Genomic DNA, 15,077 nt, shown 5'->3' with positions numbered 1-15,077 from the left:
TTTATCTTTTCAGACAAGCTGGACAGAGATCCAGCTCATTTCTTTTTATGAAAGGTTCGTTGCAAAGATTACAGATTTCAATTATCTTCTTTTCTTTTTCTGGAACGATCACATCAACAAAATACCAGGAATATAGATTTTCACCGGCTCTTATGAGTTCTGGATTCACTTCTTCTGCGGATACCTTGCGGGTGTTCATGTACCATTCATGTATGATCGGGTAATTGACGGTCTTTTCAGGATCCAGTATTATTCTAAGAGCCTGGACTGTTTCTCCAGGCATACCCTTTCTGTTGATGATGACAGCCATTTTTCCAGTGTCCAGGATATTCAGTCTCCCATTTCCTATTGTTGATTTGCATATGGCCTGGAATGCGTCGGGTAAACAGTTTGTCGTTTCACATGTAACATAAATTTCTTCATCGACTTCAAAATCAAGGACCTTCCTGGCTATTAGTAACATATGAGCTCCTATGACACTGCCCGGGCTTGCGAACCCACTGAAATTTTTTATTAAATCAAGGTATTCTCTGACCTGCCCCACCTTTGATCACCACACGATATGCATATATCTGCATCTCGTTGTATATGGGAGGTACTATAAAAATTTTTTTATAAATTCTAGGAATTTAGATCGACGATAATTTCTCCGTCCCTTGTCACTCCTATTTCAAAATCGCTTTTAACAACCCTGTGAACGATCCTGTGGCTGGCCTTTTCCCTTATCAGAAATGCGAGTGTAATTGAGTCATGTATTACATGTATGCCCTCTTTATTTGATTCTTCCAATAATCTCTTTATAATTTCATCAAGGGTATCCCCGCGTCTGCAAAGTATTCTTACAGGTGATTTTAGGAATTTAACAAAATCTAGAGTGTTCCGGGATTTCTCTATGTTCTCCATGGCCTTTCTTTCTATTGCTGACACGTTCTGTCTTGTGGTCTTCAATTCCCTTGCAATCTTCTTCTGGGACCATCCCCTCTCCCTCATTTCAAGAACGGTTTTCTGTCTTTCGGTTAGGAAAGTTTTTTTACTCAGAATTATCCCTCCTAGCTCGATTATTCAAATTATAACCATTTAGGAGTATGACGTTCCCTCCTTATCAGGGCCCCTTTCTTCTCGATTTCCATGTATTCAGCCACAATTTTTGGATTTACAACAGTTTTTGAGTGATCTTCATAGGCACTCAGAAACCTTTTTATAAGGTGTTTTTTGTCATTCATGGACATCTGTGAGTTACTATCCATTATGAAGAAGCATAGTTTTCCAAGATCATCATAGGGATTCCCATAGTGTATATATTCAAAATCAACCCCAAAAATTTCTTTTTCTGTGAATATGAAGTTTTTAAGATTGCAGTCACCTTTTAAAAGGGTCTTTGACTGTTTTTTTATACTGTGGATTTCTGAGAACCACTTTCCAAGGCTTTCTGTCCATGTTGTGTCTGCCCTAGATATCAGGTCTCCAATGGTTTTTCCTTCGATGAACTCCTCAATCAAGATATTCTTGGATACACCAAGTATTCTAGGCACTCTGACTCCTTTATCCCTCAGTAGTTTCACATTTTCTGATTCGAGGTAAGATTTTTCGCTGGTTTTGTGTACTTTGACGATGAAACTTTCTGTACCTGATTGGATTAAGTATACATGGTTTCTCTTACTTTCAAGTCTTTTAAATCCATGAATCATCATATCTGCATTTCACACCCAGTTATTCTTTTAAAACTGATCTTTCTCCTCGGCAGAGTACTGCAGTTCTGTGGATTCACATACCTATTTATACACGAATTACATAAAAATGTAACTCGATATTTATGATTTAAATGGAGGTGAAAATTGAAATGAAAAACAAACTTCTGACTCTAGTGATCCCAGTGCTAACAGTGTTTCTTTTTACCGGTATCAGCTCAGCGACACCACTGGAAGATATTACACACCACATCTCAAATGACGCGGAGACTTCCCTGAACATATCAAACGCAGATGATATGATCCTTATAACAAATGCCGGTTCAGCAAGTATTCCAACACCACAACAGAAGACGCGATACAGACCGTGATGGAAACAGTTCCTATAAAATATTCAAAGATTTTTCAGATGAACCAGCCGGACCATGACCCAACCTTCACATTTGCCGTGAAAAACAGCAAGGGATATTATGCAAGGAAATACACAGTTCTTCAGTCAGGGGAAGTGCTAAAAACACCCGTAGTATACATAGGTCTTGACATGACTGAAAACCAGTTCCAGCAGGCAAAGGCGAATCTGGGTTATGATGTGCTGAGCCTGCTGAGTGCATGGAATGCTGGCGCACCCAGTGATCTTTTAAAGGTGGCTGCGTGGACTGGAAACGTTAGCCCTGGTCTTATAGGGGCATACTCCGCTTCAAAACAGTTCATGGCCAACTATCCACTAACTTCAAATGCAACATCATATCATGTGATAGTCTCCACTGGGGGTGGTGATGATGACTTGCCAATGTTTTTCATGGATTCAACGCCTTTGAAGTGGGTTACAGTAGGTTCAGACACATTTTATAACTTCAAATCAGCATACACGGATGATTCCCATGAGAACATTTACATAAGATGGGATTCTCTCTCAAGGACAGGTGTGATGTTTTACTGGACCCTCTCAGATATGACATATAATGGTGGGGAGACACTTCAGGGACTTATAAAGAATGCTCAGTGTATAGGAATGCTCGCAACTAATCCATCAGCACTCTACAAGTTACTTAAAGCAACAAACATCGACTATCAGACCTTTAAAACACTATGGGATACTGGAATTGACAGCGAATACATTTCATCCATCCCGGTAACTCCAATTGAGTGGATAAGCACAGTCAGTGTCATCCCACGTGAGGAGTACAGTGCAATGTATGCCAGTGGTATTAATGCTGTCATGGTAGCCAATAGAGCCCTTCAAGCTGCTGGTTTTGAACCGCTTGACAGTGATGATCTTCTAATAACATCTGCAGGTTACTCAGAGACACAGGGAATCTCTGCTGGCGCCATTGATGGTATAATATCAGCAACAGGCATAAAATTTAAAAACATATACTCCCTCAAAAGAGGTACGCAGACACCTCTCTGGTACGTGTTCGTTAAAAAACCAGACGAAACGACAGGTCCACTCCACGCGGTTTTTGTTGATGGTAATGGAGCCATAAGACCGGTCACATATGGAGGGACACAGTTCAATGTGTTTGATATCAGCGCTGTAAACCTTGCCGGTGCTACGGGAACCGAAGGCTATCAGAAATCCCTCGCAGTCGCGTCAACCTATGGATACAGCATTCCCCAGTACGCACAGCAGGACTACTATATTGTGAGTCTGGCGAACCAATGGGCTTATGCTATGCCCTACGAGTTCGCTCTGGCTGCCACCGGGGGTGGATGTCCAGGGTCCGGTCTGGCACAGGGATACGTGCTTGCCAACATAATCCGATCATGGCTTCCTCTATCAGATGGGCAGTACTATGCATACATCGGTGTGCCTGCTCACTGTAAGGAACAGGTGCTCATGGAGGTCCTGGGACTCTCAGCAGCGAGAGGTAACTATTTCACGACAGGAACCAGAACAGCATCAGATGCCAGTGCAGTTGGTATTGCCATAAGGTGGGATCCTGTTAAGAACACGGGAAAGGCCATACTTGTATCCTACAATAAAGATGCAGTCAACGCCATACAGCCAGCATCTAACAGTTACTACAAAACAATGTACTGGGCTCTCTGGTACATTACACAGGCATTCCCTGGTAAAGAACTCTATGGTACAGTGACGTCTGCTTATTCCATTGCAAAATCAGTAACTCTGACATCAGGAGAGTTCAAGTCATTAATTGCTGCCAGTGATCCAGTGAGCTATATTAAGGACTTTGAAGATGTTACAGCACCATCTTTAAATGTGCGAGTAGATGACTCCACACTGTACATGGATATCAATGAGGAAGGGACGATCTTCTATTCCTTTGATGGCAGAACATGGAATGTTTACAGTGCACCTGTCAAACTGGGTAAGCATGTAAAGACAGTCTATTACTATGCTGTTGATCTTGCAGGAAATGCCCATCAGGTAGGCAGTATAAGTGTTCCAGAAAACCAGGCTCAGAACACACCAGAAGTTTCCTATGGATCAGTGACAGCAGGAAAAGCTTCAGTGATTTCGTGGATCATGAAAAGAATAAGATCTGATGACTCCAGTGCTGTGGTCGAAGAGGTTACCGGTCAGGGAACATCATCACCAGTAAATCCAGCGGAGCATCCCGGCAGTGCATCATCAAGCTGGTTTATACCTGTGTATGCGGCAATTATTCTGGCTGTCGGGGGTCTGGGCATGTACCTCTTTAGGAGAAGGGCCAGCAGATCCAACGAGGCAACATGGCAACCGGGCAAATAATCCATCACCTATTTCTTTTTTTATGAACTGAATGATGCAGATGTCAGTTTTAATTTTCAGGGTCTTATGTCCGTGTGGACCTACAGCTACCTTCGTAATAGGTCACTATTACGAATATAAAAAATTAATTCACAGGATGATGTGCAGTGATTGATGCTCTCTTCCTTAAAAAGGGGCCAATGCAGAAAAACTGACCTGCAGCTATATGGGACCCTGGCAGCGTTCATTCTGATCCCAGAAGGTCCAGTTGCTCCGCTAAAATAGGTCCAGCTCACACTCCAGATGCTAAGAGTTTCAGCTCCGGTGGGATCATCGAGGCTGTTAACAGCCAGCCCATGAAGTCGCCCGCAGGTCAAGCAGGGGCCTTCTGATGAGACCTTTTATAGACGGAAGGCTTTACAGAATATTCGAGCATAAAAAAATCGAAGTTCAGTCAGTGGCGCCTTCACAGCCATGATCTATAAAACCATTTAAATGTAAAGCTGATGAGCAAAATATTTATAAAATATGCTTAATATTAATTAATATTATTGAGCCATCATGGTTTAATCTGGACTCGCCTCTGCTGTCTCTCTGATGGTATGGGGTAGGGTACTCATAAAGGTGATTGAATGGATGATGATTGCTGTGGTGGAGTCGCTGGGTGCATGCTCTGCATGGTGGGCTTATTGATTCTCCTGGCACTCCTCACATACTGACCCCTGGTGGTTTATATGGACTTCAGGTTCTATGGTGGAGTTGATGAGATAGGCGGTAACAGGATAGAGGTATCCTGCAACGGTGATGGGATATTCCTGGACTTTGGGATGAGGTTCAACATTGAGGAACTCTACTTTGATGAGTTCCTGCAGCCAAGGAGCTTCAACGGTCTCGGTGACCTCATGGAGCTTGGGGCCCTCCCAAGGATAAGGGGGGTTTACCGTGAGGACCAGGTGAGGTACCTTGGAATGAAGTTTGAGGAGGAGCCGGCGGTGTCAGGGGTGCTTCTGAGCCACCCCCACCTCGACCATGCAGGATGCCTCAGGTACATACGCCACGATATACCCTTCTACATGATGGAGGAGAGCTTTCTTATACTGAAGGCCCTTGATGAAACATCCCAGGGTGGTGGCGAATTTCTTCACTACAAACCCAAATTTCATTTTTCTGAAAAAAAGACCAGGAGTGGCGGCACAACACATAAGAGGGATAAAATTAAGATGGAAAGGCAATTGAGGATTCTAAAGCCTTACAGGAAGTCTGAGGCTGGTGAGTTCAGCATCACACCGGCACCGGTTGACCATTCGGTTCCAGGGTCATGCGCGTATCTGATAGAATCAGAGGAGGCAATAGTATACACCGGAGACATCAGATTTAAGGGTCGAAGGGATCATGAATCCAGAAAATTCGTTAAAAAGGCCAGGAAGTTTTCCCCAAACATCCTCATAACAGAGGGGACAAGGATAGACCAGGATAATAGCACCTTCGAGGAGGATATTGAGAGGAGAACAGCTGATATAGCCTCACACCACAGGGGACTTGTCATTGTCAATTACCCCATAAGAGACCTTGACAGGTTCCTGACATTTTATCTGGCCGCCAGAAACTCAGATAGGACACTTGCAGTGAGCCTCAAACAGGCATACATAATTAGACTTTTTGAGGATCTCGGTTACCCACCTCTGAGTGACCTTGCAGTCTATATGCCCCGTAAAACATGGGGACTCATCGGTGAGGATGCATCTGTCTGCTTTGATGGCGAATGGATACCTGCAGCTGACCTTCCTGAGGAATACATCGTTCAGGATTACAGGGGATGGGAAAGGCAATTCCTTGAACTGGATAACATCATAACCTACAGGGACCTCCAGGAGGAACCAGGGGAGTACCTCTTCCAGTGCGACTACTTTGACTTTAAGGAGTTCATAGACATCAAACCTGAGGGCGCGGCCTACATCAAGTCCAAGACTGAACCCTTCAATGAGGAGATGGAAATTGATGCAGAGAGGGAGAGCAACTGGCTCAGGCACTTCGGCATAGCACAGTACAGGAGGTTCCACTCCTCAGGTCATGCAGGAAGATCTGACCTTGTGGAGATGATACTCGACGTGGAACCGGAGGCCATATATCCCATTCACACCAGGAACAGGGAGGAGTTCATGATCTTTAAGGAGGAGGGTATTAGGGTTCTTGATCCCGTAATGGAAAAATAGTGGATGATTTTCATACCCAAGGGCATAGTATCTGAAAAAATGAGAGGGGAGGGGGTCATCCCAAAATTTTAGAGTCTCCTTATATTTCTATTTTTGTTACCGATTGCTGTGTTCTTTGCAAGGGTTGAACGCTTGCCTGCGGAATATATGCCGTAGTAACTGTTGTATGAAGCCCTGTTGTATGCTATAACTGCCCTGTATGAGGCTGAGTTTATACCTGAACCCTTATTTCTGTTTGCAGTGTTGTAGTAGATCTTTGCATAGCCTCCCCTTGCAGTTATGCCGTCGCCACCATTGTACTGCAGGGTGTTGCGGTAGATGGTTACAGATGAGCCCCCGACGTATATGCCGTAGCCCCTGTTGTTGCTTATGGTTGATGAGTAGACAACTGAACCGGCACCGGCGACATAAACACCGTACCTGTTACCTGTTACCGTGCTTTCCTCCACACCTGTGGTTCCTCTGGCGTTTACACCGCAGTTTCTGTTTCCAGAGACCCTGGTCAGGATTATCCTGGAATTTGTTGCAGTGTATATCCCATCGGTGTTTCTGAGGGATGTGCAGTTGTATACGATTGAGTTCTTACCATAGACAGCTATTCCTGCTGCAGTATTGTCTGTTGCATTCACAGATCTCACGATTGTATCGGCACCGTTAACCTGAACTCCGTTCTGATGGTTTGAGCTGGCGTTCCCTGATACGATGTAGCTGCGGGCCCCTGTAAGGTATACGCCGTTTTTGAGGTTTTCCAGTGCTTCGAAGTATGCCACCGTGGCGTTGTATCCTGAAGCATAGAGCCCATGCAGCCTGTTGAGTTTCACGGTGACGTCAAATATCCTGGCATTGATCCCCGTTGAGTTGATACCGCTGAGGGTGTTGTTGGTGGCGTTCCTCACATATGAAAGGTAAAGGTCCTTACCTGCGGAGTAGATACCGTTGAGACCATTATTTTTAACCTCAACAAACCATATGTATGCGTTGTCCCCGAGGCTTGAGATCCCGTTATGGGAATTTGAGGAGACGTCCAGTATTATCTGCATGCTTGCATTCTGTCCAGCTGAGAGTATGCCATTCTCACCATTGTAGGATGCGCTGGTTATATAGAAGAAGCTGGCATTGCTTCCTCTGGAATATATACCGTTTTTTCTGTTGAAACTTGCATCCACAGAACTGAATGATGCATTTGAACCTGTGGAGTAAACCCCATTTTCACCGTTGTAATATGAGTATGAACTGATAACAGAGCAGCCAGGACCAGCCACATGTATGCCGTTGCGGGTGTTGTTCTGTGCATAGGATCCCTGCACAGTGGATCCGTTCCCTGAAACATAGATGCCGTCGGCACCTGAGTACTTGACGGTATTCTGGGTTATATTTGCCCATCCGCCTGTTGAATGGATTCCTGTGAGGTTGTTACGGAGCACCGTGTTGTTGGTGATCCTTGTACTATTACCTGAGGAATTTATACCGTGCCCTGAGTTGAAGGATATGCTGTTGCCTGATATTGAAACACCTGATGCATTTGAGCTTATCCCATCCCCCTTTGAGAGGTAGATGGTGTTACCGCTGGCCACACAGCCATCCCCCCTTATTGAAATTCCGCTTCCGTTGCTGTTCGTTATGGTGTTACCTGTGATTGTTGCGTTTTTCCCGGTCACAAGGATACCATGTGATGCTGAAGCGTTTATGAGACTGTTGCTTATGGTTACATTATCACCCATCACGGTAAGTGATGTGGGTGAGTTGAATATCCCTGAGCCATTGACTGCACACGAGTTACCGTTTACCACCAGTGTGCCTGTGATGTTTGTCCTGTTAAGGAAGCTTTTGTTACCGTTTAACTCAATTGATCCATTAACACTGAAACCTGTTATGTTTGCTGAGGAACTTACGTCAATGAACCCGTTGAGCTGCACAATGCCCGATGCAACAAGGTTAATGGCCCTGTTAATGAAGATGTTAACGTTTTCATATATTCCCTCAAGAAATGTGATGGTATCCCCATCCTGGAGGGTGTAATCCGTACCGTTGAGGGTGAAGTTCTCTGAGACCCCTGTGGGCGTGAATATCTGCATGTAGGTCGTGTTGTCCACGGTGTAATCTGCACCGCAGCTGCACCCTGCCATCATGAATGATATGAGGAGAATAAGGGGCAGTGTTCTTAGTTTTTTAATAATTAAACCTCCTTTATTACCTGTGAATGTACATTATCTTGGATCCTGAATATAAATTTTCAGAATCCAGTATTAACCAAAAAAGAGATTTTTGTGGAACTCAGGCTGTGGCCTGAAGTTCCTGGTAGGCCTGTTTCACCTGTTTGTAGGTCCATCTGTACTTCCAAGTGTATCTCCACTTACCGCCTCTCTTGTACCATTTTTTGTACCATTTCTTGACCTTAACCTTTGATATCCTGACCTTGTTGACCAGTTTTGCAGGCGTGTTTTTGATTATGCCCATCATTGTTGTGTTTGTGCTGTTTTTGAAGTATTTCAGGATTGTGTTTCCTGTCAGGGCGATTGGTCCGCTGTAGAGTGTCATGTTGCCGTTTTTGATCCTGTAGTATGTGTCGTTTTCAAGTTCTATGATTGGTGTCTGGTTGAATATCAGTTTGGGGTATGTTCTGTTGGTGATGTTTCCTGTTAGTGCGTGGTTTATTATGCCGTATTTCACTGTGCCGTTTTTGATTATCATGTACTTTATGTTGAGTGACCTGTTGAGGACAATTGGGGCTGTGTACTTGGTACTTTTTACAGTGGGCATGGCACCGTTGATGGTGTAGTAAACACCATCTTCTATAGCTGTATTTCCAGCCACGGCAACTTTTAAGGGTGCATTAGCAGCCGCAGCACAACCCGTTCCAGCCAGTACCGCCATGGCAAAAAGAACCATGACGACACCCGCATTCATTTTCATGAAAAAACCTCCTTTCTAATTTTTAATATCAAAATGTGAATTTCACCCCTTCTTCAGAACATCATGGGGCTTGAGTACGCTCACACCTGTTGCCTCACCGACAACCTCTATCTGTATAATCCAGTCAGGATCCTCAGACTCCTTAACTGGAAACCTCTCCATTAAAAACTCTGAAACTGCTTCAACGACCTCCTCTGGAGACTTTATGTACCTGCGCCCCCGGAGGTCACAGATTACCCTGAAACTCTCTCCTGCATTAACCTTCTCAGATACCAGGCTCGCAACCCTTTCGATTATACTGTCCAGCCTTGTTCTCACAACAGCCTCAACAGGGACGACCTTGGATATTACAGTTGTTGGAGAATTCCTGATTATATTAACAGCCTCAAATGGGTCCATATCAAGATCAAATTTCAGGACATTTGGAAAATCAGAATCCCTGACCCTGAGTTCGCCTTCGTACCTTGAAAGCGCCATATCGATCTCTTCAATGCCAACTATCTCCTCACCTGCAGGGCCACCCTTCTGACCGCTTAGGGTCACGATGAGGTTGAAATTTTCAGGAACCTTCAAAGAAATCACACCCCCTATCAATACTATGTTGGGGGATATATAAGTCATTATCCATGTAGCTATGATTCAAGGTCACATATCAGAGATTTTAGGTCCATTTTGCCCTTCTGTAACTCCATTTAAATTTAGGGTTCAAGGTCATATATCAGAAATCCCAGTATGAATCCGAATATTCCAAATGCAACAAAACCTTCAATGGCTGATCTCAGAACGTTCCAGTCCACAGCCATCCTCCCAATCATCCCCCATATAAAGAGGACGGCTGAGCCAAGCACAGCGAGTATCACCGCAATCTTGATTGAGTACTTGATCCTTTCAATCAAGGGGTTCACCTATCCAAGTTTTTCATGGACCCTCCTGAGTTCAGAGGGTATATCGATCATCTGGGGGCAGGGCATGCATGAGCCGCAGCCGGAACAGTTTGATGCACGTTCCCTGGCATCCATGATCTTCCTGTACTCAGTTTCCACGCCCCCGGTGCTCATGAACCTGTATACGTCATTCATAAGTCTGAAATTGCGGGGTATGTCAACACCCTCAGGGCAGGGCATGCAGTATCCGCATTCTGAACAGGGAACACTCTTCCTCATGCGGTAGGCCCTTTTAACTTCCCTCAAAATTTCGCGGTCATCTTCCGTGAGCTTTTGGGAATTCAATGCAATTTCAACATTTTCCCTGATCTCTGATACACTTCCCATACCACTTAGAACCACGTCAACATCATCCATATCCCATAGATACCTAAGACACCACTCCACAGGTTTTCGGGGGGTCCTGGCCATTTCATATATCTCCTTGACCTCCTGTGGGATGTTACGTACAAGTGAGCCTCCCCTCAGCGGCTCCATTATCACAGTACCGGCACCAAGTCCGCGGGCATATGCAAGGGTGGTGGGGTTTGCCTGGTGGTCATCCACTATATTGTGCTGGACCTGAATGACATCCCAGCTATATGAGTCTGCTATCTCAAAGAATACGTTAGCTGTATCATGGAATGAGAATCCAACATAGATTCCATCATCCCTGAGTGAGTCAAGAAAATCAAGGACCCCCATATCCTTGAGGGTCAGCCAGGAATCCTTTTTGAGGTTGTGAAGGAGGTATATATCAATTTTGCCTCTGAGGCGCTTCATCTGCTCCTCAAAGTAGACATCCATGTCCTCGCTCCTGTTAACGAGCCAGGTGGGAAGCTTGGTTGCCACCACCGCATCGTCCCTGTAGTCACTATTTTCTGAGAGAAATTCACCAACGAAGACCTCGCTTTCACCGCCATGGTAGGTGTAACCGGTGTCAATGTAGTTTATGCCGTTCTTAAGGGCAAAGTCCATAATTTTCGCTGCAGACCCTCTTTCAAGTCTTCCATTCACCTCGGGGAACCTCATGACACCTATCCCCAGTATCGAAGTAGATATGTCAGTTGAACCGAGTTTTCGCCGGATCATTATTTTTCACCTTGGGTTTCTGTGTACCAGGCAGACGTCAATCCAGGAACATTCACCGCATATCTCACTTAATTCAGGGGAATCTATGAGGGGGGAGATGAGGCCATCGATTTCTGTGGATGTCAGTTCATCCCCACTCTTTATACCCAGTAAATCCATGAGCATCCGATCCATGAGCCTCACGGTGTCTTCGGCCCGCAGGCAGGTGGATCCATTAAGGAATGGACATGCGGCACAGATATCATCTGGAAAATCAACAATCATTATTGGCTTCTTGGGATTATCATGGATCCACTTGAGGATCCTCTCCATATTATCAATGAATTCCCTGCTGTAGCCGTATCCCTGAAACCCCTGCATACAGAGGAGGTGATGTGCCCTGATTATCAGTTCAGGGCAGCCTCCATTCAGGGAATTTATGGACGTCAACCTCTTCACCGTAGGGCTCCTTTGGTGTTATGGCCCTTGTAACTGCTGCAGCCCCTGTTATCTTAAGCAGATCGCCGGGTATGAACGGTAAAAGCCCCATGACAAGAAGTTCCCATGCTGATGGCATGTGTCCTGTTGTCTGCAGGGTCCAGAGGCCCAGAACAAGAAGTCCTGGGATGTAGATAAGGCCAAAGTTTGCAACAAGCATCAGTGCCAGCATCGGTGTGAATTTCCTTGATCTTATGTGTCTGTCAACGAAGTGGCCCAGCAGCAGCGCTGCAAGAACGAATCCAATGAGATATCCCCCTGTTGCACCCATCAGTACAGCGGCTCCACCTGTCATACCGGCAAACCAGGGCACTCCAGCGGCACCAATAAGGACGTATATGACCTGGCTCAGCCCACCCCAGTACCTTCCAAGGACAACACCGGACATGAGGACTGCCAGTGTCTGGGCTGTGATGGGTACCGGGGTCCAGGGTAGTGGAATCACAACCTGGGCCATTATCCCTGTTACACAGGCCATGAAAAATGCCATGACTGTCTTGCTGATCCATGTCTGATTGTGTCTCCATCTGAACAGACTGTAACGTATCCTGTAGTATCCTTCAAGGTCAATGTTCATATCATAACCTCCATGGAGTGAGAATAATTGGAATCCCTTAGATAATTGGGTGTAGGATGATAAAAAAGTTTTGCTGGGTGAGGGTTTTTCATTAGGTGTTTGTTCTGTGGAATGTTCTCTGTGATAAAATAATGTCTGGCATCATTTACTCTTCCAGCTCCTGAACTCTCCTCACATATTCACCTATCTGAAATTTCCGTTCAAGTCCACGGTCATTCATGTACCTGACCTTTCCGAATATCTCCCTTTCGGCCCAGGCCCGGTCATGTTTACCGAAACACCAGGCAACCCCTGTGAAGCCATTGGGGTCCCTTCCATCTATCTCATACTTATCATTGAGGCAAAGTGCTATGTCATAGGCCCTTTCAGGGTGATCTGTCCACTCAAGAATCTTTTTACCCCAGTACATCCTCATGTAACCGTGCATCTTCCCGGTGATAGCCATCTCCTTCTGGGCTGCGTTCCAGTAGGGGTCATGGGTTCTGGCCTCCTCAAATTCCCTGAGGGTGTACTCGTATTCCCTGGGGTCCCTTGCGTGCTCCATGAGGGTGTTCTGGGCCCAGTCAGGAAGGCAGCTTATGCTGCTGTAATTCTCACTGTAGTGCACAAAGTTCATGCTGAGTTCCCTTCTCACAATGAGTTCCTCAAGGAATTCAGGGCATTCACCCGTCTTTGATGCTTTCATGGCAAGGTAAAGCGGTGATATATGTCCGAAATGAAGGTACGGGCTCATATTTGATAGGCAGTTCTTCACAGGGTCATTCCTGTACTTCTCAAAGCATGAAAGTTTCTCTGAAAGAAACTCATCAAATAGCCTTATTGCCTCAGAGGTCCCACCCCTGAATCTGGAGGGCTCCAGTTCCTCAGGGGCCCTGAATTTTCCGGTGACATCATCAAGTTCAGGGCCCGGGTCAAGGTCAAGGGAATCCACAGCCAGCCTTCGCTCCTGGAGGGGGACCATGAATCTTTCAAGCTCCCTTGTTATCTTTGGTCTGAAGGTCCCTGCAGAGTATTCCTCCTTGGGGGAGGCTGTTTCAACGGGTACTATAACGTTGCTTTCAACCTGCATCAATGGGATGTGGAGTGATTCAGCGAGTTCATCCACCCATTCCCTCTGAATGTCAAGGTATCCCCTGTCCACCACCACTGCAGAGGCCTCATCCGCGTATTTAATAACAGCTGAGGGGGGCCTTTCACCTTCAACCACGAGCCTCACACCCCTCTTCATGAGGGCATCCTCCACGTCCCTCAGGCCCTCTATGAGGAACCTGTAGTGGCGGGAGTTGGCATTGGGGAATTCATCTGTGAGTCCAAATATGACAATCAGCGGTTTATGGAGGCTGTTGGCAGTTTCAATTGCATACTCAAGGGCATGATTCCAGTGTGCCCTCACCGAGGCCTGCATCCAGTAGATGACATACTTACCATCCCTGGCTGGTTTTTCAGTGTTGAGGCTCCTTATCCTCTCATCATGTATCATCACCGCCACCTCAAACGATGAGGGTTACAGGAACAAGTTCACGGGGGTATGGTTCAAAGAGAGTCTGGCCCTTAAGGTAGTCATCCCTGAATCTCACGACCCATGACCTCAGTATGCTGAGGGGCACAAGAAGTGGCATGATCCCCTTACGGTACCCCTCAACTGATTCAAGGAAATAACTCTTCTCCCTTCCATTTAGTTCTGATGAGAAGTGGCCAAAGGCATGCAGGAGGCTGTTTATGATTCTTTCAGGTTTCAGAGGGTCTTTTATAACGCTGCAGAGGGTTTCGGAGTATCTCCTGAGGGTGTCATCATGGTTCTTCTGATCTGCTATTATCCTCCCGAGTGTTCTCTGCCCCTCTGGACTGTAGGACATGAGGAGCAGCTTGTTTGACGTGTGGAACTCTATGAGGTCAGCCAGGTCTCTCACCGCACGGAAGTCCCTCACCAGGTAGAGCTTTATGAGGAAATCCTCCCTTATCTGAAGGTTCCTGAGGCGCCCCTCATCCTCAAGGGGGAGGTGGGGGAACCTTTCCATCACAGCCCTTCCAAAGAACCCCACCCCATGGCTGCCAGGTCTTTTACCGGCGCCCATGTAGACCTTAACGTTCCTTATACCACATGATGGAGACTTGTTCTTTAATATGAATCCATCGACTTTATCCAGGGAATCCAGGAAGGAGCTTATGAATGAATTCATCTCCTCTGTCAGATCCCTGCCGGTTTCGGGTTGAAAAAGTCTGAATTCCCCGTTTTTCATGATTATATGTATGGGTGGTCTTGGAACACCCAGACCCATCTCAACCTCGGGGCACACTGTGATGAAATCCGCGTAATCAGAGAACTGCCTCACAAAGGGGCTGGATATCATTGAGCCGTCATAGCGACAGTGATCATGTTCGATGCAGCGGCTGAGTACAACGAGGGGTCTTCTGAATTTTCTCATAAGTATATTATAGGGAGACAGATAAATAAGACTTGCCCAGCAGATTTAGGTGTTATAGATCATGACTGCGGCG

Annotated in this window: 15 protein-coding genes; 3 read left to right on the top strand and 12 right to left on the bottom strand. The window is 45.8% G+C overall.

Going from position 1 to position 15,077, the window contains the following annotated elements; translation table 11 throughout:
• Position 1: 1 nt before the first annotated feature.
• The 3 genes from OXN82_RS05445 to OXN82_RS05435 all read right to left on the bottom strand — a co-directional run bounded on the left by OXN82_RS05445 (position 2) and on the right by OXN82_RS05435 (position 1,691).
• On the bottom strand, positions 2-544 hold the full coding sequence (locus OXN82_RS05445) for an FmdE family protein (RefSeq protein ID WP_010876550.1): 543 nt from the start codon (positions 542-544) through the stop codon (positions 2-4).
• Positions 545-621: 77 nt separating this feature from the next.
• Positions 622-1,038 (bottom strand): DNA-binding protein Tfx, encoded by a 417-nt coding sequence (gene tfx / locus OXN82_RS05440; protein ID WP_074359241.1) that lies wholly within the window; start codon positions 1,036-1,038, stop codon positions 622-624.
• Positions 1,039-1,067: 29 nt separating this feature from the next.
• Complete coding sequence (locus tag OXN82_RS05435; RefSeq protein ID WP_013296113.1) at positions 1,068-1,691, bottom strand: RIO1 family regulatory kinase/ATPase; 624 nt, start codon at positions 1,689-1,691, stop codon at positions 1,068-1,070.
• A gap of 131 nt (positions 1,692-1,822) precedes the next feature.
• Here OXN82_RS05435 and OXN82_RS05430 point away from each other — a divergent pair, with 131 nt between their 5' ends.
• From OXN82_RS05430 to OXN82_RS05420, 3 genes are all read left to right on the top strand, one after another.
• Positions 1,823-2,059 (top strand): hypothetical protein, encoded by a 237-nt coding sequence (locus OXN82_RS05430; RefSeq protein WP_321210950.1) that lies wholly within the window; start codon positions 1,823-1,825, stop codon positions 2,057-2,059.
• Complete coding sequence (locus tag OXN82_RS05425; RefSeq protein ID WP_321210949.1) at positions 2,059-4,404, top strand: hypothetical protein; 2,346 nt, start codon at positions 2,059-2,061, stop codon at positions 4,402-4,404. Before OXN82_RS05430 ends, OXN82_RS05425 begins: the two co-directional genes overlap by 1 nt.
• Before the next feature lie 713 nt (positions 4,405-5,117).
• Positions 5,118-6,596, top strand: a complete 1,479-nt coding sequence (locus tag OXN82_RS05420; RefSeq protein WP_160322659.1) for an MBL fold metallo-hydrolase — start codon at positions 5,118-5,120, stop codon at positions 6,594-6,596.
• Positions 6,597-6,664: 68 nt separating this feature from the next.
• Here OXN82_RS05420 and OXN82_RS05415 read toward each other — a convergent pair whose 3' ends face one another.
• The 9 genes from OXN82_RS05415 to OXN82_RS05375 all read right to left on the bottom strand — a co-directional run bounded on the left by OXN82_RS05415 (position 6,665) and on the right by OXN82_RS05375 (position 15,004).
• A complete protein-coding gene (locus OXN82_RS05415; RefSeq protein WP_321210948.1) occupies positions 6,665-8,725 on the bottom strand; it encodes a right-handed parallel beta-helix repeat-containing protein in 2,061 nt (686 codons plus the stop codon).
• 145 nt (positions 8,726-8,870) lie between these two features.
• On the bottom strand, positions 8,871-9,509 hold the full coding sequence (locus OXN82_RS05410; RefSeq protein WP_321210947.1) for a chitobiase/beta-hexosaminidase C-terminal domain-containing protein: 639 nt from the start codon (positions 9,507-9,509) through the stop codon (positions 8,871-8,873).
• Between the two features lie 42 nt (positions 9,510-9,551).
• Positions 9,552-10,082 (bottom strand): THUMP domain-containing protein, encoded by a 531-nt coding sequence (locus OXN82_RS05405; RefSeq protein ID WP_321210946.1) that lies wholly within the window; start codon positions 10,080-10,082, stop codon positions 9,552-9,554.
• Between the two features lie 125 nt (positions 10,083-10,207).
• Positions 10,208-10,414: a hypothetical protein gene (locus tag OXN82_RS05400; protein WP_321210945.1), complete on the bottom strand. Its 207-nt coding sequence runs from the start codon at positions 10,412-10,414 to the stop codon at positions 10,208-10,210.
• Positions 10,415-11,524, bottom strand: coding sequence for an aldo/keto reductase (locus tag OXN82_RS05395; protein WP_321210944.1), 1,110 nt, complete (start codon positions 11,522-11,524; stop codon positions 10,415-10,417).
• A gap of 6 nt (positions 11,525-11,530) precedes the next feature.
• Positions 11,531-11,962, bottom strand: a complete 432-nt coding sequence (locus tag OXN82_RS05390; protein WP_321210943.1) for a DUF1284 domain-containing protein — start codon at positions 11,960-11,962, stop codon at positions 11,531-11,533.
• Positions 11,916-12,578: a biotin transporter BioY gene (locus tag OXN82_RS05385; RefSeq protein ID WP_321210942.1), complete on the bottom strand. Its 663-nt coding sequence runs from the start codon at positions 12,576-12,578 to the stop codon at positions 11,916-11,918. Before OXN82_RS05385 ends, OXN82_RS05390 begins: the two co-directional genes overlap by 47 nt.
• A gap of 145 nt (positions 12,579-12,723) precedes the next feature.
• Positions 12,724-14,058 carry a deoxyribodipyrimidine photo-lyase gene (gene phrB, locus OXN82_RS05380; protein WP_321210941.1) on the bottom strand — a complete coding sequence of 445 codons (1,335 nt, stop codon included), beginning with the start codon at positions 14,056-14,058 and terminating at the stop codon, positions 12,724-12,726.
• Positions 14,059-14,068: 10 nt separating this feature from the next.
• Positions 14,069-15,004 carry a DUF523 and DUF1722 domain-containing protein gene (locus OXN82_RS05375; protein ID WP_321210940.1) on the bottom strand — a complete coding sequence of 312 codons (936 nt, stop codon included), beginning with the start codon at positions 15,002-15,004 and terminating at the stop codon, positions 14,069-14,071.
• Between the last annotated feature and the right edge of the window lie 73 nt (positions 15,005-15,077).

It is taken from the genome of Methanothermobacter sp. DP (assembly GCF_026692625.1).
Classification (GTDB): Archaea; Methanobacteriota; Methanobacteria; order Methanobacteriales; family Methanothermobacteraceae; genus Methanothermobacter; species Methanothermobacter marburgensis.
This window is presented reverse-complemented; position numbering and strand designations above follow the sequence as displayed.

Excerpts from the sequence above, each read along its gene's own strand:
- OXN82_RS05435 (WP_013296113.1), bottom strand. The coding sequence starts at position 1,691 with ATGATGATTCATGGATTTAAAAGACTTGAAAGTAAGAGAAACCATGTA.
- OXN82_RS05430 (WP_321210950.1), top strand. The coding sequence starts at position 1,823 with ATGGAGGTGAAAATTGAAATGAAAAACAAACTTCTGACTCTAGTGATC.
- OXN82_RS05425 (WP_321210949.1), top strand. The coding sequence starts at position 2,059 with ATGGAAACAGTTCCTATAAAATATTCAAAGATTTTTCAGATGAACCAG.
- OXN82_RS05420 (WP_160322659.1), top strand. The coding sequence starts at position 5,118 with ATGGACTTCAGGTTCTATGGTGGAGTTGATGAGATAGGCGGTAACAGG.
- OXN82_RS05415 (WP_321210948.1), bottom strand. The coding sequence starts at position 8,725 with ATGATGGCAGGGTGCAGCTGCGGTGCAGATTACACCGTGGACAACACG.
- OXN82_RS05410 (WP_321210947.1), bottom strand. The coding sequence starts at position 9,509 with ATGAAAATGAATGCGGGTGTCGTCATGGTTCTTTTTGCCATGGCGGTA.
- OXN82_RS05395 (WP_321210944.1), bottom strand. The coding sequence starts at position 11,524 with ATGATCCGGCGAAAACTCGGTTCAACTGACATATCTACTTCGATACTG.
- OXN82_RS05385 (WP_321210942.1), bottom strand. The coding sequence starts at position 12,578 with ATGAACATTGACCTTGAAGGATACTACAGGATACGTTACAGTCTGTTC.
- phrB (WP_321210941.1), bottom strand. The coding sequence starts at position 14,058 with ATGATACATGATGAGAGGATAAGGAGCCTCAACACTGAAAAACCAGCC.
- OXN82_RS05375 (WP_321210940.1), bottom strand. The coding sequence starts at position 15,004 with ATGAGAAAATTCAGAAGACCCCTCGTTGTACTCAGCCGCTGCATCGAA.